Annotated in this window: 11 protein-coding genes; 8 read left to right on the top strand and 3 right to left on the bottom strand. The window is 61.8% G+C overall.

Translation table 11 applies throughout. The annotated features are described in order from the left end of the window. The 5 genes from VMA74_RS20625 to VMA74_RS20605 form a co-directional block, all read left to right on the top strand. On the top strand, window positions 1-1,223 hold a 1,223-nt coding region (locus VMA74_RS20625), incomplete at its 5' end, for a fumarate hydratase (RefSeq protein WP_325370442.1). 187 nt (window positions 1,224-1,410) lie between these two features. Further along, window positions 1,411-4,023: a bifunctional aspartate kinase/diaminopimelate decarboxylase gene (locus VMA74_RS20620; protein WP_325370440.1), complete on the top strand. Its 2,613-nt coding sequence runs from the start codon at window positions 1,411-1,413 to the stop codon at window positions 4,021-4,023. Between the two features lie 189 nt (window positions 4,024-4,212). Beyond that, complete coding sequence (murL, locus tag VMA74_RS20615) at window positions 4,213-5,562, top strand: UDP-N-acetyl-alpha-D-muramoyl-L-alanyl-L-glutamate epimerase (RefSeq protein WP_325370438.1); 1,350 nt, start codon at window positions 4,213-4,215, stop codon at window positions 5,560-5,562. Between the two features lies 1 nt (window position 5,563). After that, window positions 5,564-6,922, top strand: coding sequence for a UDP-N-acetylmuramoyl-L-alanine--D-glutamate ligase (gene murD, locus VMA74_RS20610; protein ID WP_325370436.1), 1,359 nt, complete (start codon window positions 5,564-5,566; stop codon window positions 6,920-6,922). 320 nt (window positions 6,923-7,242) lie between these two features. Continuing rightward, window positions 7,243-8,859: an MASE1 domain-containing protein gene (locus VMA74_RS20605; RefSeq protein ID WP_325370434.1), complete on the top strand. Its 1,617-nt coding sequence runs from the start codon at window positions 7,243-7,245 to the stop codon at window positions 8,857-8,859. Window positions 8,860-9,272: 413 nt separating this feature from the next. Here VMA74_RS20605 and VMA74_RS20600 read toward each other — a convergent pair whose 3' ends face one another. Both VMA74_RS20600 and VMA74_RS20595 read right to left on the bottom strand, forming a co-directional pair. After that, window positions 9,273-11,357, bottom strand: a complete 2,085-nt coding sequence (locus tag VMA74_RS20600; RefSeq protein WP_325370432.1) for a M13 family metallopeptidase — start codon at window positions 11,355-11,357, stop codon at window positions 9,273-9,275. 206 nt (window positions 11,358-11,563) lie between these two features. Beyond that, window positions 11,564-14,914, bottom strand: coding sequence for a GH92 family glycosyl hydrolase (locus VMA74_RS20595; RefSeq protein ID WP_325370430.1), 3,351 nt, complete (start codon window positions 14,912-14,914; stop codon window positions 11,564-11,566). A 232-nt stretch (window positions 14,915-15,146) separates the two neighbouring features. Here VMA74_RS20595 and VMA74_RS20590 point away from each other — a divergent pair, with 232 nt between their 5' ends. The 3 genes from VMA74_RS20590 (at window position 15,147) to VMA74_RS20580 (ending at window position 20,125) form a co-directional block, all read left to right on the top strand. Further along, a complete protein-coding gene (locus tag VMA74_RS20590; RefSeq protein ID WP_325370428.1) occupies window positions 15,147-16,607 on the top strand; it encodes a DHA2 family efflux MFS transporter permease subunit in 1,461 nt (486 codons plus the stop codon). Between the two features lie 903 nt (window positions 16,608-17,510). Beyond that, the gene (locus tag VMA74_RS20585; protein ID WP_325370426.1) at window positions 17,511-19,325 is read left to right on the top strand and encodes a hypothetical protein; all 1,815 of its coding nucleotides are present in this window, start codon (window positions 17,511-17,513) and stop codon (window positions 19,323-19,325) included. Window positions 19,326-19,369: 44 nt separating this feature from the next. After that, window positions 19,370-20,125 carry an FkbM family methyltransferase gene (locus tag VMA74_RS20580; protein ID WP_325370424.1) on the top strand — a complete coding sequence of 252 codons (756 nt, stop codon included), beginning with the start codon at window positions 19,370-19,372 and terminating at the stop codon, window positions 20,123-20,125. 39 nt (window positions 20,126-20,164) lie between these two features. On the opposite strand, the gene VMA74_RS20575 is transcribed toward VMA74_RS20580, so the two are convergent. Continuing rightward, the coding region (locus VMA74_RS20575) for a translocation/assembly module TamB domain-containing protein (protein ID WP_325370422.1) at window positions 20,165-20,354 on the bottom strand (190 nt) is incomplete at its 5' end.

Below are 20,354 nucleotides of genomic sequence, written 5' to 3'. Positions count from 1 at the left end.
TGCGCCGCGCCTACAACCATCCCGACAACAAGCTGCGCGCCAGCGTGCTGGCCGATCCGGCCGGCAAGCGCAGCAATACCAAGGACAACACGCCGGCAGTGATCAACGTCTCGATCGTGCCCGGCGACACGGTCGACGTGATCGTGGCGGCGAAGGGCGGCGGTTCGGAAGCCAAATCCAAGTTCGTGATGCTCAATCCCTCCGACTCCATCGTCGACTGGGTGCTCAAGACCGTGCCGACCATGGGCGCCGGCTGGTGCCCGCCGGGCATGCTGGGCATCGGCATCGGCGGCACCGCCGAAAAGGCCATGCTGCTGGCGAAAGAAGCCTTGATGGAGCCGATCGACATCCAGGACCTGATCGCCCGCGGTCCGTCGAACCGCGCCGAGGAATTGCGCCTGGAGCTGTACGAGAAGGTCAATGCGCTGGGCATCGGCGCGCAGGGCCTGGGCGGCCTCACCACCGTGCTCGACATCAAGGTCAAGGATTACCCCACCCACGCCGCCAACCTGCCGGTGGCGATGATCCCCAATTGCGCCGCCACCCGCCACGCGCATTTCACCCTGGATGGCTCCGGCCCGGTGATGCTCGATCCGCCCTCGCTGGACGACTGGCCCAAGCTCACCTACGACGCCTCCAAGGGCCGCCGCGTGAACCTGGATACGGTGACGCGCGAGGAAGTCGCCAGTTGGAAGCCCGGCGAGGTGCTGCTGCTCAACGGCAAGCTGCTCACCGGCCGCGATGCCGCCCATAAGCGCATGGTCGACATGCTGAACAAGGGCGAGAAGCTGCCGGTGGATTTCACCGGCCGCTTTATCTATTACGTCGGCCCGGTCGATCCGGTGCGCGATGAAGTGGTCGGCCCCGCCGGCCCCACCACCGCCACCCGCATGGACAAGTTCACCGAACAGGTGCTGGCCCAGACCGGCCTGCTCGGCATGGTCGGCAAGGCCGAGCGCGGCCCCGCCGCGATCGACGCGATCAAGAAACATCAATCGGTCTATCTGATGGCCGTGGGCGGCGCGGCGTACCTGGTGTCCAAGGCCATCAAGGCCAGCCGCGTCGTGGCGTTCGAAGACCTCGGCATGGAGGCGATCTACGAATTCGAGGTCAAGGACATGCCGGTGACGGTGGCGGTGGATTCGGCCGGCACCTCGGTGCACAAGACCGGGCCACGGGAATGGCAGGCCAAAATCGGCAAGATTCCCGTGCTGGTCGAGTAATTGACTTAGCCACGTAGGCTGGGATTGTCATCCCTGCCTACGTGGCTTCGATTTGTTCCTACAGATGGGGCAAGGCGCGTAAGCATTTAGCCATCCAAACGCTATGCCAAATTTTCGGTTGCATTCGGCCTGACGCGGCGCAACACTGGCCGGATTGACTTTTCCCGCAACCCCAGACAGAGAAACCGTGACCTCGAACGCCCCCGCGCCGCTCTCTACCGGCGCACCCTGGATCGTGATGAAGTTTGGCGGCACCAGTGTCGCCACCCTGCCGCGCTGGCAGAACATCCGCGAACTCGTTGCCAGCCGCCGCGCCGAAGGCGCACGCGTGCTGGTGGTCGTGTCCGCGCTGACCGGCATCACCGACGCACTCAAACAACTGTGCGCCCAGGAAGACAAAGGCAAACGTATCGAGGCGTACCAAGCGATCGCGCAGCGCCATTACGATCTGCTCGACCATATGCAGCTGGCGGTGCCGGAAACCCTGGCAGAGCGCTTGCGCGAGCTGGGCAAGCTGGCCGAGGAAGGCCCGGCGGTGATGGGCGAACTGGCCTGGTCGGCCCTGGTGCAGGCGCATGGCGAGCTGATGTCCAGCGCGCTGGGCGCCGCGTTTCTTTCGCACACGGGGCTGCCCACGCAATGGGTGGATGCGCGCGATTGCCTTGCCGCGATTGCCCTGCCCAACCAGAACGAGCGCACCAAGCTGCTTTCGGCGATGGTCGAGGCCAAGCCCGATCCTGCCTTGAATGCGCGCCTGGCGCAGCTTGGCGAGGTATTCATCACGCAAGGCTTCATCGCGCGCGAGTCGCAAGGCCGCACGGTGCTGCTCGGCCGCGGCGGGTCGGATACGTCGGCCTCGTATTTCGGCGCACTGCTGAAAGCGCTGCGGGTGGAAATCTGGACCGACGTGGCCGGCATGTTCACCGCCAATCCGCGCCAGGTGCCCGGTGCGCGCCTGCTGCAGAAACTCGATTACGAAGAAGCCCAGGAAATCGCCTCCACCGGCGCCAAGGTGCTGCATCCACGCTGCCTCTCGCCATTGCGTGAACCGCGCGTGCCGATGTTGATCAAGGACACCAACCGGCCCGAGCTGGAAGGCACCGTGATCGGCCCGGAAGTGCGCGAGCACGCGCCCAGCGTGAAAGCGATCAGCGCGCGCAAAGGGTTGACGCTGGTATCGATGGAATCGGTGGGCATGTGGCAGCAGGTGGGCTTTCTGGCCGACGTGTTTGCGCAATTCAAGCAGCATGGTTTGTCGGTGGATCTGATCAGTTCGGCCGAAACCAACGTCACCGTGTCGCTGGACCCCACCGAAAACCTGCTCGACTCCAATGCGGTGGCCGCACTCGCCAGCGATCTGGCGAAAGTCTGCCGCGTGAAAGTGATCGCGCCGTGTGCGGCCATCACCATGGTCGGCCGCGGCATGCGCTCGATGCTGCACACCTTGTCCGGCGTGCTGGCGGAATTCGGCCAGCTGCGCGTGCATTTGATCTCGCAATCGTCCAACAACCTCAACCTCACCTTCGTGGTGGACGAGAGCGTGGTGGACGAACTGATCCCGCGCCTGCACGAGATGCTGATCGCCGCCGGCGCCTTGCGCACGGATGACAGCGGCTTGTTCGGACCAAGCTGGCAAAGCTTGTACGGCAGCGGTGAAACCGTCACGGCGGCGGATGCCTGGTGGCGCAGCGAGTGTCGCGATCGCCTGCTGGCGCTCGGCGCCGAAGCCACGCCGCGTTATGTGTATCACCTGCCGACCGTGCGCAAACAGGCGCGCGAGTTGAAAACGCTCACCGCGGTGGATCGCTTGCACTACGCGGTGAAGGCCAACACGCATCCGGCCATCCTGCGCGCGCTGGCCGAAGAAGGTTTCGGCTTCGAGTGCGTGTCGCCCGGCGAACTGCGGGCGGTGATGGCGGTGGTGCCCGAGTCGGCGCCCTTGCTGTTCACCCCCAACTTCGCGCCGCGCGACGACTATGCGTGGGCATTCACCACGCGCGCCACGGTATCGCTCGATTCGCTCTATCCACTGGAGCATTGGGGCGATGTGTTTCGTGGCCGGGAAATCGTGCTGCGTTTGGACCTGGGCCGCGGCCTGGGCCATCACGAGAAAGTGCGCACCGGCGGTAGCGGCAGCAAGTTCGGCCTGCCGGTCGACCAGCTCGACGCCTTCTTGCGTCTGGCCGATACGCATCAGGTCACCGTGCGCGGCCTGCATGCGCACCTCGGCTCGGGCATCCTGGACGTCAAGCACTGGAGCGAGGTGTATAGCCAGCTGGCCAGCATCGCCGAACGCATCGGCAGCGTGGCGTTCCTGGATATTGGCGGCGGCCTTGGCGTGCCTTCGCACCCGGGTGAAGCGCGGCTGGATATCGAAGCGCTGGAAGAAACGCTACGCAAGGTCAAGGCTGCGTACCCGCACTACCAGTTGTGGATGGAGCCGGGCCGTTATCTGGTGGCCGATGCGGGCGTGCTGATCACTCGCGTCACCCAGCAGAAGGGCAAGGGCTCGTGGCGCTACCTCGGCGTGGACACCGGCATGAACAGCCTGATCCGCCCGGCGCTGTACGACGCCTGGCACGAGATCGTCAATCTCACCCGCCTGGACGAACCGGCCATCGCGCTCTACCAGGTAGTTGGCCCGATCTGCGAAAGCGGCGACGTCATCGGCTCCGACCGCCACCTGCCGGAGGCGCAGGAAGGGGACGTGGTGCTGATTGCCCAGGCTGGCGCCTACGGCAAAGTGATGTCGTCGCCTTACAATCTGCGGGATGAGGCGGAAGAGATCATTATCGAGTGACCGTCCGCCAAGGGAGCTAAGGAACAGCATGGAGCTTCTGCGCACCGCAAACAGCTCCCTCCCCTACGTGCAGTAGGGGAGGGTTGGGGTGGGGTGAAGTCCGCCACGTCGCGACCAGCTCAACCCATTCCCTCCATCCTCCTCTGCAAGCAGAGTGAGGAGAACAAACGGCTACATCGGAGTTTCTGAGTGACCCAACCGATCCAACCCCGCCTGACTCAGGTCTTCCACTTCGTTCGCGCCAGCTATGCCGACGGCGTCGCGGAGCTGGTCTATGCCTTCGACCAGGGCGAGGAACTGATCGAACGCGTGCGCTTTCCCGCGCCGCCCGCGCTGCCGCCTGAACGCCGGCACGCGTTCAACGCCGCGCTGAAATTGCTGCACCTGATTGCCGGCATCAGCTACTACAAGGCAGGCGTGCCGCCGAAAATCGAAGTGGCCGACGATCATCTCGACGATGCCACGGCCAACCTGCTTGACGATTTGTATCTGCACGGCCTGGCTGAATTCGCCTATCGCAATGGCTTGGACCTGCGCGGACGCATCGCCTTTCCACGCTCCGGCGAACCGCCGGGCAAGGTGGAGGCCGCCACATTGCATTTGCCCAAGCGCACGCTCGTACCCATCGGCGGCGGCAAGGATTCCCTCGTCGCGGTGGAAGCCATCAAGCAGATCGGCGGCGAAGCCACCGCCGTATGGGTAGGCAATTCACCGCTGATCGCCGCCTGCGCCGAACGCACCGGGTTACCTACGCTCAACATCCAGCGCGAACTCGCCCCCGGCTTGTTCGAGCTGAACCGCCTCGGTGCCTGGAACGGCCATATCCCGGTCACGGCGGTGAACTCCGCCATCCTGGCGGTAGCCGCCGTGCTTTACGGCTACGACAGCATCGCCTTTGCCAACGAGCGTTCCGCATCGGTGGCCACGCTGGAATACGATGGCCAGCAGGTCAACCACCAGTGGAGCAAGGGCTACGCGTTCGAGAAGCTGCTCAGCGACTGGCTGCACACGCACGTCGCCGCCGATCTCGATTACTGCTCGTTGCTGCGCCCATACTCCGAACTGGCCATCACGCGCGCGTTCGCCCGGCACACGTCGTATTTCGACGTGTTTTCCAGCTGCAACCGCAACTTCAAGATTCTCGGCCCGAAGCCGGCCGACCGCTGGTGCGGGCAATGTCCGAAGTGCCATTTCGTCTTCCTGGCGCTGGCGCCGTTCCTGCCCAAGCCGCGGCTGCTCGCCATCTTCGGCCGCAACCTGCTCGATGACGATTCGCAAGCGGCAGGCTTCGATGCGCTGCTGGAATACCACGACCACAAACCGTTCGAATGCGTCGGCGAGGGCGCCGAAGCACGCGCCGCAATGTATGCGCTAAGCCAGCGGCCGGAGTGGCAGGAAGACGCGCTCATCGCACGTTTCCGCAGCGAAATCCTGCCCCAGCTCGATATTGCGCAACTGGCGCTGGAGCCATGGCTGCAACCGGCCGGCGAGCATCGCGTGCCGCGGCGTTTGCAGGCGGCGCTTGCGACCATCGCCTGACATGCGCATCACCGAGCTTGCGGCACAGCGCGTAGCGATCTGGGGCTTCGGCCGCGAAGGCCGCGCGGCGATCCATGCGTTGCGCAAGCGTCTTCCCGCCTTGACGCTTGCGCTCTATTGCAGCGCATCGGAAGCGGCGCAAGCGCAGGCATTCGATGCCGCCTTGCGCATTTACCCGCATGAGCCGGATGCCGTGGCGCTCAGCGCCTACGACATCGTCATCAAATCGCCGGGCATCTCTGCCTACAAGCCCGCGATCATCACGGCGCAGGCGCAAGGCACGCGGTTCACCTCCGGCACGGCGTTGTGGTTTGCCGAAAACCCGCAAGCACGCGTCGTGGCCGTCACCGGCACCAAGGGCAAAAGCACCACAACCGCGCTGCTGGCACATCTTGCCCGCGCGCAAGGCGTGCGCACCGCGTTGGCCGGCAATATCGGCTTGCCTTTGCTGGAGTTGCTGGATCAGCAAGCGGACCTATGGGCGATCGAACTGTCCAGCTTCCAGACCGGCGAAGCCGGGCCGCTGGAGCTGGGCGTCATCACCAGCCTGTACGAGGAACACCTCGATTGGCACGGCTCGCGCGAGCGCTACGTCGCCGACAAACTCAAACTGGCGGACAAGGCCCATCGCTTGCTGGTGAATGCCCAGCAGCCGCCATTGTTGGAGAAGACTGTGCAGCATCCGCAGCGCCTGTTGTTCGGCCAAACCGAAGGCTGGCATGTGGCGGACGACGCCATTCGCCGCGGCGAACAAAGCGTATTCCCACTGCAGCACATGTCCGTCCCTGGCCTGCATAACGCACTCAACGCCTGCGCCGCACTTGCCGCGCTGGAAGCGATGGGCATCGACGCAGTTGCCGCCGCACAAGGGCTGGCTTCATTCCGTCCGCTGCCGCATCGCCTGCAACCACTGGGCGAGCGCGATGGCCTGCAGTGGATCAACGACTCCATCAGCACCACGCCGCAAGCCACGCTTGCGGCATTGGAAAGCCTGCACGATCGGCAAGTGACCGTCATCGTCGGTGGCCACGACCGCGGCCTGGACTGGACCCCCTTCGTCGATGCGGTCAGATCGCGCAAGGCGCTGCGCATCGTCGCACAAGGCGCCAACGGTCCGCGCATTGCTGCCGCACTGCGCGCAGCCAAGTCGGATGTGCCGCTAGGCGACGTCGACCATCTGGCGGATGCCATCGAGATGGCCCGCACCATCACCCCGCAAGGCGGCACGGTATTGCTGTCGCCGGGTGCACCGAGTTTCGATCAATTCCATGATTACGCCGAGCGTGGGCGACGCTTCGCTGCGCTGGCTGGCTTTGATGAGCAAGCCATCGCTGGCATCGAAGGTCTGGGCATCGGCTGAGACACCACTCGCCGACCGTGCAAGCCAAGCGACGCAGCAAGATTCGCAACGGAACATCCGTGAAGGATGATTCTGGTTTTGTTGCTTCGTACGCTTACTTACTTGTTATCTCTGACTAGTTCGAATTTGCGCCAATCCCTTCACGCATGCCAGGCGATCCCCTATAGGGTTGCGATCATGCATGCCGTAGTTTTTCACCTTTCCGCGCCTTTGCAGGCGATGGGTTGACTGGCCGCTTCGCGCGTCAAGGAAAATCGTGTTGCGGCTGCTTTTCAGGAGGGTAAGAAGTGAGAAAGGGATGGCGAGAGAATGTGTGGTTGATGCAGTTGGCTGTGGCGGTGGGTTATGCGCTTGCTTATTTGGCGGTGCGGCCGTTCTCCGACGCGCATTGGACGCTTACGTCCGGGCTTCGTGTTGCATGCCTGGTTTTGGTGCCCTATCGGCTTTGGCCAGCCTTGGTCGTAGGTGAATTTTTTCCGTTGGCCTGGTGGAACTACATGGAGGGTATGGACTACGGACGGACCTGGGTGTTTGTTGCGTCGATACCGCCTATTGCCATCGGTATGCCCATAGTATGGTGGTGCCGAAACCGGCTTGTCCTGTTTCCATCACGTCGCCTGATTAACATGGGTGCTTTGTTGCAATGCCTGTTGTGGTTGTCTACATCCTGGGCAGTGGTTAGCCATCTGCTTTATCTTGCTGGGAAGCCCTCGCAACCGGAAGATCCGGTGACTCCGTTCATCGGAATGGCCATGTATTTCCTTGGCAATTATCTTGGCATGATCACTCTCTTGCCCTGGGTGCTATTGATCAGTTTGGAGCAATGGAAGGGGCAGTGGCATTTCAAGATAAAGGAACTGCTTGCCAATCGAATGGCGCGCGACATTCTCTTTATCGTGCTTCCGATGATTGGCGCTCTCTTTGCGTTGAGTCATGTCGAACAGGAAGAGATTGTCAAGTTGGCGCGGGCAACCATGATATTGCCCGTTGCATGGCTTACGCTTAAGCATGGATGGCGCGCGGCGGTGCTTGGTGGGACGTTTGCTGCTGCATGCATTTGCATGGCATTCGAGTGCAAGATCGACCTTGAAATGGTGCAGGCACAGGCATATGTGGTCGTCGGACTGGCATGCCTGTATGCGCTTGGTGCATGCATCTCTGCACAGAACCAGCAGAAAGACCAAGTTAGGAGTCATATGCTGCAAGCGAAAAAGACCGCAAGAAATAGTTTGAATTTCGGCGAGCGACGTTTGGAGCAGGCATCGCGCGCGCTTGAGTCGGTCTTGGGTGTGTTGGAGGTAGAGCAGCTCAGTGTTTCACAGAAGCTGCGTTACCTCGCAACAGAGGCGGAGCGGAGGGTTTATGACAAGCAAGCAAGTCACCTTCAGCTGCGGATATACCACTTGGCAGAAAGCATACATCCCAGTGCATGGCGTCTCGGTGGGATGGATGCGGCGCTTCGGGATTCCGTTGGAGGTGTGCTGAGGGGAGCTGGGCTGCTGTATCGGTTCCGCACCAAAGGCCGCTGTTCCGAATCACTTTCGCCGGGCATACAAGCGGCTATTTATCGCAGTGTTTGCGCTGCCGTGGCGTCCATGAGTTCGGACCTTACATGCGCGGCTATTGACGTAACCATGCGTGGAGGCATGACGTGTGGCCATCGCTGGGTCGCACTGCGTATCAATGGCTCTCTTAGCGAGCTGGCTATTGCGCGTAATGTTTGTCTTGCAAATGAGCGTGAGCGTGTCGCGCCGAAGCTGGGTGCCCACGTACTGGATTTTCAGGAGCTACGGGAACTCGTCCAATTGTTCGATGGTGAGCTGCGCATTCACGAAGGCACGGACGCGGTAAAAGTTACGGCGCTGCTGTTTGACAGCCCTCAAGGAGTGAGGGAAAGCGCGATGGCTTTCACCCCGCCTCGCTTGTGGGTCAGTTGAGTTATTGAGCTTGGATTCTGCTGCCACCCGTGCAGCCGGAGCAGGAGAGAGCATCCAGGAAAGCTTGCGTTGCGCTCGTGGAGGGCGTCGCCGAATCACTGCTCGTACTCTGCGCAGAGGAGATGGTCGATACACCAACCGTCAAGGCGAAAGCGACGATAGCTTGACGAACAAAACGGCGATTAAAGCGGATCATGATGTGTGTCCTTTACGTTGGCATGGGATGATTTCCCCTGTGCACTCAATGTAACAAGACGCGTACTACAGAAAAGACGGCGTTGTTCGTCTTGACAGGTCCTCGTTGTGTGTGCTGTTCGGTAGGTTTGTCGAAAATCTGTTGAGCGTTTTTTGCTCGAAAAAAAGCCGCACTCCAAGGAGTGCGGCGGGTCGCGGTTTTTCTTTGGTTTTGATGCTTACCAGATCTTCACGCGATCATCCGGTGCGAGATAAAGCTTCTCGCCGGGCTTTACATCGAACGCTTTGTACCAGCCATCGATGTTGCGTACGGTCAGCGCACGGAACTGTGCGGGTGCGTGCACGTCGGTGGCGAGGCGTTGGCGCAGTGCCGCGTCGCGGATCTTCGAGCGCCATGCCTGGCCGAATGCGAGGAAGAAACGCTGGTCACCGGTAAGGCCGTCGATCACGGGTGCGGGCTTGCCGCCGAGCGACTTGTGATAAGCCGCGTAAGCGGCAGTGAGGCCGGAGACGTCGGCGATGTTTTCGCCCAGCGTCTGTTGGCCGTTCACATGCAGGCCGGGCAGGGCTTCATATTGGTCGTACTGCTTGACCAGCTTCTGGGTGGCGGCCTGGAAGTGGGCGGCGTCTTCGGGTGTCCACCAGTTTTCCATGCGGCCCAGGGCGTCGAAGTCGGCGCCGGTGTTGTCGAAGCTGTGGCTGATTTCGTGACCGATGATGGCGCCGATGGAGCCGTAGTTGGCAGCGGCGTCCGCATTCGGATCGAAGAGCGGCGGTTGCAGGATCGCAGCGGGGAAGTTGAGCGCGTTCTGCAATGGCAGGTTGACGGCGTTGACCGTTTGCGGCGTCATCCACCACTCGCCCTTGTCCACGGGCTGGCCGAGCTTGGCGAGCTGGTGTTTGTATTCCAGCGCCACGGCGCGCTCATGGTTGCCGAGCGGATCGTCGGCGCGAATCTGCAGCGTGCTGTAGTCGCGCCAGGTGTCGGGATAGCCCACGCTGACGCGCAGGGTGGCGATCTTTTCCTTGGCTTTCGCGCGCGTGGCGGGTGTCATCCAGGCGAGCGTATCCAGGCGCTCGTCGAAGGCGGCCACGATGTTCTTGACCAGTTCCTCCACTTTCGCCTTCGAGGAGGGCGGGAAGTAGTGCTTCACGTAGAGCTGGCCCACCGCATCGCCGAGATCGGTATTGGTGTTGGTGACGGCGCGTTTCCAGCGGTCTTGTTGCTTGGGCGTGCCTTGCAGCGTGGTGCCGTAGAAGTCGAAATGGAGATCGGCGTAGGGTTTGGGCAGCAGGGGCGCGGCATCGTCCAGCGCGTGATAGCGCAGCAGCAGCTTCCAGGTTTCGAGCGGTTCGTTGCCCACCAGTTTGGCGATGCCGGTGATGGCGGAGGGTTGCCATACGTCGATCTGCTTCTGGTTATCCAGGTTGGCGGCTTTGAAGTAGGCGTCCCAATTCAGGCCGGGCGCTTTTTGCGCGAAGTCGCCGATGTTCCAAACATTGTTCGCCTTGTGCACGTCCTGGCTGTCGACCAGGCTTTCCTGCGCCTGCGCGATCTTGGTTTCCAGCGCGATGATGGTTCTGGCTTGCGCCTCCGCATCGGGCGTACCGGCGAGTTTCAGCAGTGATGCCACGTATGTCTGGTACTTGGCGCGGGCTTCCACCATGTCCTTGTCTTGCGACAGGTAGTAGTCGCGGCTGGGCATGGCGATGCCGCCTTGCAGCAGATACGCCATGTTGTGCGTAGCATCTTCCAGGCCCTGCGTGACGAACAGGCCGAACAGGTTTTCGGTGTGGAAATTGGTGGCGTTGATCGGATCGACGTCGGCGCGCATCTGGCTGCCGAGCACCCGGGCGAGATCGTCGCGCGTCTTGATGGCGTCGATCGGTTCGAATGCGGGTTTGAGCGGTGCAAGGCCAAGCTTCTCGATGTTGGCCTCGTTCATGTAGGCCGCGTAGTAGTCGGCAATCTTGCGTTCATTGGAACCGGCGGGCGCATGGCTCTGGGCGAGGCTGCGGATCAGCTGCGAGGTCTGTTTCTCGGCCAGCTGGTAAACCTCAAAGAAGGTGCCGGTGCTGGAACGGTCGGGCGGAATCTGCGTGTTCTTGACCCACACGCCGTTGGCGTAGTCGAAGAAGTTGTCGCCGGGTTTGACCGCGTGGTCGATGCCTTTGAGGTCGATGCCGATGTCCGGGTGGCTGGCTTTGGTTGCTGGAGTACTGTCCGTGGCGGCAGGGGCTGCGGCCAGGGTGGTGGTGCAGGTCATGACGGCGGCGGTGAGAACCCATCTGAATCGCTGCATGGCGATCACCTTTTATTGTGGGGAACGAGTTCACCACCTTAGCCGGCCGCCAGCGGGCTTGTGAGCATGACTTTCGGGCTAGGGCTAAGAGACCAATGTACCGGTGCGGCTAAGCGGTGCCAAAGGTTGCTCCCTCTCCCCGTTGGGGAGAGGGAGCTTCGTCAGTCGCGGGTTGAAGCGTAACGCCCAGTTCGGAGTATTGAGCTTCACCGCCCCAACAACGCGATCTCCGCCAACGCTGTCGGCGCCTCATTATCGAAACGCAGACGGTAATAGGCATGCTGCCCAGGCTGGCGGATCACGAATGCCCTTGTCTGTCGTGCCCAGTCGAAGCGCTCGTGCTTGCGCGCATCCAGCGCTGTCCAATGCTGCCCGTCGTCGGAAGCTTCCAGCGTCCAACTGGATGGCGCGGGTGCCTGGCTGGCCGAGGTCAGTGTGTAGATCGCCACCGTTCGAGGTTGCGGGAAATGCCAGCCCACGATCGGCCGTGCAACCGGCAACGACGTTTCGGTATCGCTGGTGTGGTCGAATAACCGGCCGAGATCAGGCATCGCTGGATCGCTGCTCGGTTCGCCTTGGCCGGCGCCAACGAGATCCTGCATCGGCGCAGGCTTGCCGTGGGCGGTCAACGAAGGCGGCAAATCCTGCTCGCCACTGCCCCACGCGGACGGCTTCGGCCCCATCACGAAATCCAGCGTTGCACCTTGCGCGAGCAGGGCATGCGGCAGGGTGAGCTTGTTCCACGGCTGTCCGTTCACGCGCAGGCTTTGCACGTAGCGGTTGGTATCGCTCACGCCGGGCGCGTTGATGACGATGTGCTTGCCGTTCTCCAGCGCGATGTCCATCTGCGGGAAATACGGCGCGCCGATCACATACTCCGGCGTGCCCATGCGCAAGGGATAGAAACCGGCGGCACTGAACAGCCACCAGCCGGACATCTCGCCGTTGTCCTCGTCGCCCAGATAGCCCTGGCCAATCTCGCTGCCCAGGTACAGCCGCGAAAGCACGTCGCGCACCTTGTCCTGTGCTTTCCACGGTTGGCCCGTGTAGTCGTACATATAGATGATGTGATGCGAAGGTTGGTTGCTGTGGCCGTACTGGCCCATGCGCACGGCCTGTGCTTCGCGCATCTCATGGATGGGTTCGCCGTAGCCGCCGACGTGGTAGACGCCGGGTGTGGCGAAGAACTGGTCCAGCTTGGTGGCGAGTGCTGCGCGTCCACCGTATAGCGCGGCCAGGCCAGCACCATCCTGCGGTGCATGGAACGCCATGTTCCACGCATTCGTTTCGGTGTAGTCGTCGCCCCAGCGCAGCGGATCGAAGTTTTGCTTCGTGTAGCGCCACTTGCCTTGCGCATCGCGTGCGACGAAGAAACCGATGTCGGGGTTGAACAGGTTGGCGTAGTCCAGCGCGCGCTGACGGAAGTAGTCGGCATCTTCTGCGTAGTGGGTTTGATAGGCATCGTGCGCGTCGTTGCGTGCGGCCAGTGCGTGCGCCAGGTTGCCGATGGCGAAATCGGCGATGTAGCCCTCCATCGACCAGGAAAAGCCTTCCGTGACGGCGTCGTCGGTGTAGCCGTTGAAGATCGAGCGCTCAAGTCCTTTACGGCCGGTGCCCTTGAGCGGGCTGACCACCGTCGCATCCTTCAAGGCTGCCTGATAGAACGATTGCACGTCGAAGTTGTGCACGCCTTTGAGCCAGGCATCGGCAAATGCGACATCGGCGCTGGTGCCGACCATCAGGTCGGCGTAGCCCGGCGATGACCAGCGCGCGATCCAGCCGCCATCGCGGTATTCCTGAACGAATCCGTCGATCATTTCGCCGTCCTGGTGTGGCTCAAGCAGCGCGTAGGCGGGCCACACGGTGCGATAGGTGTCCCAGAAGCCGTTATTGACGAACACCTTGCCGTCGACGATGCGCGCACCGGTTTGCGTGGCTGTGTTCTCGCCGACCGCGGGCGAGAACGGGCTGGCGTAGCGATATACCGGCTTGGCGGCGCTGCCGGTGTTCTCGTACGCCGAGTTGGGATACATGAACAGGCGATAGAGATTGGAGTACAGCGTGACCCGCTCGCCATGGCTGGCGCCGTGCACGTGCACGATGCCCAGCTGCTTGTCCCAGATATTCAGCGCTTGCTCGCGCACCTCGTCAAAGCTTTCCTGCGGCGCGATCTCCAGCGCCAGATTGTGCTTGGCCTGTTCCAGGCTGATCAGTGACGTGGCGATGCGCACGTTCACGGTTTTGGTTTTCGAGGTGTCGAAGCCGAACCAGGCGGTGACGTGATCGCGGCCCTCACCGGTGAGCCGTCCGCTTTCGGTAACCGGTTGATCGACGGTGGCGTAGAAGAACAGGCGCGTGGCGCCGGTGGAGAGTGTGCTCTTCACATCGGAATAGCCGCTGAAACTGCGCTGCGCCGGATCCAGCGTGATGCCGCCCTGATCCGTGCGATTGTCGAACACCAGCTGCCCACGCTTGCCGGGAAAGCTGAAGCGAAGCATGGCGGCGTGATCGGTGGGCGTCATCTCGCCGACGATGCCGTTGTCGAACGCCACCTTGTAATAGTGCGGATGCGCGATTTCATGGTCATGGCTGAAGCTGAGCGCGCGCTTTTCGCGATTCGCGCTCGGCGCACCGCTCGCGATGGCTTGCGGCATCAGTTGGAACGTCTGCCGATCGCCCATCCACGGGCTCGGTTCGTGTGACAGCGAAAAGGCTTCGATGCGTGGGCGATTATCCGCATCGTTGCGTTGCTGGTACTGGTACATCCAGTCTGAACCCGCGTCGGTCACCGGCGTCCAGAAATTGAAGCCGTGCGGCAGCGTGACGGCGGGAATGTTGTTGCCGCGCGAGAACCGGTAGCTGGAGTTGGTGCCGCGCAGGATGTTCACATAGTCGCTGGGCCGTTCGCTGGCGGCATGCGCGGTTGCGGCGCCGATACGCAGATCGTCGAGGAAGCCTTCGATATTTCCGGCGGGGCCATCGTGCGTCAGCACGATCTGGCGAATGCGGCGGCCAGCTGCCACGCTTCCCACATCGATGCTCAGCTTGTTCCACTGATTCACGTAGACCGTGCGGCTTTTTCCCAAAGCATTGGCGTTGGCGGTAATCCGATGCTGATCGCGCGCGAGGCTGGTGGAAAGGCGCGTGCCGTCGTCGAACACGAGGTCGATGGCCACATAGGTGGATGGGTCGGCGAGATCGTTCGTTGCGATACACGGGAACAGCAGATAGGAAAGCTGCGTGTTCGCCTGCACCGGCAGGTCCACGTCAAACAAGGTGGTTTCCTGTTTGCCGCCGGTGTGGCCCTGGTAATGCAGTGAATGAAGACCGGTGAACCCCGCGCCGGGTTTGGCGCTGTAAGCATCGTCCAGCGATGGGCCGCTGCCGATATGGACGACAAAGGCGGGATTGGCCGGGGCAGCGATCGGCGCCGGCTCGCCCGTTTCGAACGAGGTGTAGAAGCTGGCGTTGCCATCTGCGCTGGCCACCGCGGTGCCGCAAGCCAGTGCAAGAACAAGCAAGGTCTGCCGAAATGGGCGGATCGTGAAACCTGGCATCTGGTTACCCCTGTAGAGAGTGCTTGCGGGCTTGAAAGTTTGCACCAAGCGCCGGATTTGATCGATCTAAACGACGAGTGTCAAACCGCAGCGCAGCATGTCCGACTCGCTGCCGCTCGTGTGCTTCATTGCGCTCGGAGGATATGGCATGCACGCGAATGTCGATTCCGCGCTTTCTCATTCGACGAGCCTAGGAGCAAACTCTTACGCTTACATCGCAAGGACACCATGGATGAGCCACACTGGAAATCCTTCTCATGCCGCCATGCACCCCGACCGCCGCTGGCTGGCCTTGATCGTGCTGTGCCTGGGCGTGCTGATGATCGTGCTGGATACCACGATCGTTAACGTCGCCTTGCCTTCCATCAAGATGGATCTGAAATTCGGCGATACGCAACTGGCCTGGGTGGTGAATGCCTATCTGCTGACCTACGGCGGCTTTCTTTTGCTGGGTGGCCGCCTGGGTGATCTGTACGGGCACCGTCGTCTGTTCCTGATCGGCATCGCCGGCTTCACCCTGGCTTCACTCGCGTGCGGCCTGTCCACCACGCAGATCGCACTGGTAACCGCGCGTGCCCTGCAGGGATTGGCGGGTGCCGTGGTAACGGCGGTGGCGCTGTCGTTGATCATGGATCTGTTTACCGATCCACAAGATCGCGCCAAGGCGATGGGTGTGTACGGTTTCGTATGCGCGGGTGGGGGAAGCATCGGCGCCATGCTGGGCGGGGTGCTCACCAGTAGCTTGAGTTGGCACTGGGTATTCCTGGTGAACCTGCCCATTGGTATCGGTGTGGTGGTGGCATCGCTGCGCTTGTTGCCGGCGTCCGCAGGCACCACGGCATCCCGGCATCTGGATGTGTGGGGCGCCATCACGGTGACGGCTGCGCTGATGCTGGCGGTCTACGCCATCGTCAACGGCAACCAGGCAGGCTGGCTATCGGCGCGAACACTGGCGCAATTGGCGGTCGCGCTGATCTTGTTGCTGGTGTTCCTGTGGCTGGAGGCACGCGTGCATACGCCGCTGATGCCCTTGCGTCTGTTCCGCTTGCGCAATCTGACGGTAGCTAATGTCGTCGGCGTGCTGTGGGCGGCTGCGATGTTCGCCTGGTTCTTTTTGTCTGCGCTGTATATGCAGTTGGTGTTGGGTTATGGACCGATGGAAGTGGGCCTGGCTTTTATCCCGGCCAATTTGATTATGGCGGTGTTTTCGCTCGGGCTATCGGCCAAGTTGGTGATGCGCTTCGGTATCCGCCGGCCGCTGGCAGGTGGTCTTGCGCTGGCGGCATGCGGCTTGCTGCTCTTTTCACGTGCCTCGGAACATGGTCATTTCCTGACCGATATCCTGCCAGGCATGGTCTTGCTAGGCGTGGGTGCCGGCGTGGCATTCAACCCGGTATTGCTGGCGGCGATGAGCGATGTGGGGCCTGCCGAATCCGGGTTGGCATCGGGTGTCGTGAACACCGCGTTCATGATGGGTGGTTCGCTTGGATTGGCCGTACTGGCGAGTCTGGCGGCGGCGCGCACGCAGGCTGTCGAAACAGCGCATGGCGCGAACATGCTGGCGTTGACGTCGGGCTACCAGTTGGCCTTTCTGGTGGGTGCCTGTTTTGCGGTGTTGGGCGCACTGGCCGCGGCCGTGTTTCTGCGTGCGGTGTCGACGGTAGGCGGCGAGCAGGCGGCTGCAATGCAGTGAGTAATCGCATCGTCGCGAGCTGCCGCGTAGGCAGGGATGAAGCAGTGCTGCCTTCAGATCGAACCGGAGCACGTTGGCGGTGAGGTGAAGCCGAACCCCAACGTTGCGATGCAGAAAGCGATGTTGGGGTTCGGCTTCGCCTTGCCGTCAACCTGCAAGCAACCTCGTTACGCTCGTAAATCAGGACATTTCCTAAGCAGAATCGCTATGCCTGACGCGCCGAGCTCTGCCATGCACGGATGCGAAAGCGCTTGAGTTGCCGGCGCTTTCGTACTCATCCTATGTTGTAGCGAACACTTCGCACGTACTCTCATCTCCGCCATCGCATCGGTGCACAGATCGCTTGTCCGCTGTGCGATGATTCGTGCCCATCAGGGGTGCCCCAGGACGGCGAAGATGACCTCGGAAAGCAACGCCAAAGGCATGTTGGCCAAGCTCGCGACCTTGTCGTGTTGTGTGCGACGCGGGTCGGCATGCCGTCTTCATGCGCGCGGCGTTGGTGTTTTGATGCTGACGTGCGTGGGCCTGGTGGCTTGCAGTTATCGCTCCTTGGATAGGACGGCACTGCAGGAAAAAACCAGCGTTTCTGCAGTACCTTCGGCGCCGGCGAGTATCGCGAATGGACGTCCATCTAGCGCGACAAGCGAAACGCGGCGTGTAGGGTCGGCCATCACCACGCCATTGGCAGAGCCGCAATCGGGCTACGCGGGGTCTGGCGCGCAGGCAGTACGCACGTCATCCGTTGGCTTCATCCCAAAGCATGCTGCGCCGTCTTTCGACGAGGTCACCGATGATGCATCGTTGACGCTGTCTCCAGGAGACGTTGCTGCTGCAGCGAAATCTGATGCCCATCACGTAGTCGCGAACGAAGTGATTGGTGCCGCTGCTTCAACTGAGCATGCCATGGCTCCCGCCGGCAACAGCGTGGCGAGCATGTTTCATTGGGGCTTGCTGCTTGGGATGGTTGCTTTGATTGCTGTTGGCGGCTTGGGATTGGCGCTGGCGTTTGACAATCGTCGTCAGCGCCGCCAGCGCATGGCAGCGGGCTTCCTGCCAGCTTTTTCTGTCGATCAGCCGCTTGCCGGCGATGTGGTATCCGAGCCGAAACAGAAAGAAATCGATGTCATGCCTTCACCCGTATCCGATGCTGATGCAACACCCGTACTCCCTGCGCCGATGGCTACCCTTTTGGTTGAAGGCCGCTTGCTGTCCACTGCCCATGCCGATGTTGGGCAGATACCGTCTTCGCGTTTGGAATGGCGCTATATGCCAGGAAAATTCGAGGCGCCTGAGCATTGGGCAGTGGAATCGCCGGTGGATTTTCTTTCTGCGTGGCAGCGCACTCGGAAGATGGAGGAGCTGCCGTTGGAAACTGCGGAAAGTGATGAATATGGCGAATCGCCGGAGTCTGTGGAGTGCGTGGCGTCCGTTGCGCCAATCGAAGTCGATGCGGGTGCGGAACAAGCTGGCTTGATCGAACGAGGCAACGACGCGCCAGCGCCGGAATCCGCGAGCGATGATGATCCGCTGTTGCAGTTGTTCGATCAGCTGGAACACAGCGCGATGCCTGAATCGGGCGATGTTCCCGTGCTGCTGATCGAGTGCGGCAGCGATTTGCCGCAGATCGTGCGCACCACCAGCGAACCCGTGCCGCAACACGTATTGCAGGCATGGGAAAGCAGGCTGCGCCAGGCCATGGCTGAAGCGCGTTCATTGACGTTGCCGTCGCTGTTGATCAGCGCGTTGCTGCTGCGTGCCGAGCAGGCCAAGCCGCAGGATGCCGAGACGTTGTATGCGGAAGCGGAAGAATGGATCGACTTGAGCATGGCCGCTGACCCTGATCAACGCGCTGCCTGGGAAGCGCGCCGCATGGATGTCGATCTGCGCCGTGCCAGACAGAAGAAAGGCGCGGCACGCCTGCTTTGGCTGCGCGCGATGCAAACGCACTACGCACCGCAGCTTGCGCAAGGCCAACCGCCGGTCCTGTTCGCCTGGGTGCAGGTGTTGATGTTCTGGGCGCAGTGCCAGTTTGGCGATGCCGCACTGGCGCGGTATGCCGATGCCGAGGCGATCTGCCAACGCTTGGGCGAGTTGCCGGCCTGCACCGACGCGGCGCAACGGTACCGCGCCGAATTGCTTCGCCAGCGTGCGACGATCGAGCAAGGCGGTGCGCGGCTGCACAGCCTGGATACCGCGCAGGCGTTGACCGATGCGCTCTATGCGCGCGTGCCCAGCGCGGACCATGCGCTGGCGGTTGCCGTTACCGCGCTGGCGCGCGGCGATGTGTTGCCGCCGGCCCAGGCGAAGGAGGCTTATTCGCATGCCTTGGTGAATGCGTTCATGGCCGAAGGCGATCCGCGCCTGCGCGAACAAGCGCTGCAATGCCGGCTGGCCGTGCAATGGGCGTATGAAAACCTGCCGGGCATGGGCGCGCAGAGCGATATTGCCCTCAAGCTTGCGCAGCGGCTGGAAGCTCTGCGTGTGAAGGACCCCGATACCTTGCAGCGCGTGGCGCAGACCTATCTGCGCAGCGCCGATTTCGTGCGGGCCTGCGAATTTTGCGAACACGCGTGGCGCAGCGGCCACGCCACACCGGCACTGCTTTCCATCTGGCAGGAAGCTTGTCGGCAATGGGCTTCTGCTCCGGTCAAACCGGAGCAGCTCGCGGTGCGGCAGCAAACGATGCGGCAGCTGAGCATTGCAAGCGCGATGCGCTAGTCCAATTCCACTTTTCTTTTTTTATTTCATCGAGAGGCTTCACCATGAATGCACAAAAGAAACCTTCCGAATCGCGTCTGTGGACCACGCGTTACGGCATGATGGCCGCCATCGCTCCGAACGGGCCGGTGAGCCGCTCGTTGCAGCGCTACGGCGAATGGGCCGAACAGGAGCTCAACTTGCTGAGCGGCTTGCTCGAAGATGGCCAGAGCGTGCTGGAATTCGGCGGCGAATACGGCGCGCATACCTTGTGGTTCGCGCAGGCGGTAGGCGAAAGGGGCGCTGTATACGTTGCCGAACCGCGCCGTCTGCCGTTCCAGCAGTTGTGCGCGAACGTGGCCATCAATCAGCTCACCAATGTCTATACGCATTCGCGCTGGCTGGGCCGCTCCGATGCGCAGCTGCCGTTTTCCTCGCTCACTGGCGGCAAGTTGCACAGCGGCGAGCAGGACGAAACCGTGGTCACGACCACCGTCGACAGCCTGGAGTTGGAGGACCTGCATTTGCTCAAGATCAACCTGCCGGGTAGCTTGGTCGACCTGCTGCAGGGCGCCGCCGAGACCATTCGCAAACACCGGCCGATCATCTATTACCGTCTTTCCGATATCGAGCATGTGGAAGCGGAAGTACAAGCGATCAAGGACCTGGGCTATCGCTGCTGGTCGCATACGCCGTATCTCTACAACGCGGACAACCATGCCGGCGAAAGCGCCAATATATTTCCGGGCTGCGTGCAACAGAACGTGATTGCGTCGCCGGTGGAAAATCGCTTCGAACTGGAACAGCGTTACGAGCTGTGAGTGGTGCATGGCTGGGATGCCCATCCCAGCCTGCCGGCGCTATTTCTCGATGCGGTAGTTGAGGCTGGCGCGATTGAAGTCGGTGGCGTTTTGCGCTTCAAAGCTCCAGCGCCGGCTGAGGCGATAACGCAGCGTAATGACTTGGCCGGGCTCGAACAGGCCGATGCCGTAGCTGAGATAGAGCCGCGGCGACAGGTACTTGCCAACGGTGAAAGCGGAGTTGCCATTC

Source organism: Dyella sp. (genome assembly GCF_035508675.1).
In the GTDB taxonomy this organism is placed as follows: Bacteria; Pseudomonadota; Gammaproteobacteria; order Xanthomonadales; family Rhodanobacteraceae; genus Dyella_B.
This window is presented reverse-complemented; position numbering and strand designations above follow the sequence as displayed.

Bases quoted from the DNA above. Each gene is read 5' to 3' on its own strand.
- murD (WP_325370436.1), top strand. From the start codon at position 5,564: ATGCGCATCACCGAGCTTGCGGCACAGCGCGTAGCGATCTGGGGCTTC.
- VMA74_RS20605 (WP_325370434.1), top strand. From the start codon at position 7,243: ATGCAGTTGGCTGTGGCGGTGGGTTATGCGCTTGCTTATTTGGCGGTG.
- VMA74_RS20600 (WP_325370432.1), bottom strand. From the start codon at position 11,357: ATGCAGCGATTCAGATGGGTTCTCACCGCCGCCGTCATGACCTGCACC.
- VMA74_RS20595 (WP_325370430.1), bottom strand. From the start codon at position 14,914: ATGCCAGGTTTCACGATCCGCCCATTTCGGCAGACCTTGCTTGTTCTT.
- VMA74_RS20590 (WP_325370428.1), top strand. From the start codon at position 15,147: ATGAGCCACACTGGAAATCCTTCTCATGCCGCCATGCACCCCGACCGC.
- VMA74_RS20585 (WP_325370426.1), top strand. From the start codon at position 17,511: ATGGCTCCCGCCGGCAACAGCGTGGCGAGCATGTTTCATTGGGGCTTG.
- VMA74_RS20580 (WP_325370424.1), top strand. From the start codon at position 19,370: ATGAATGCACAAAAGAAACCTTCCGAATCGCGTCTGTGGACCACGCGT.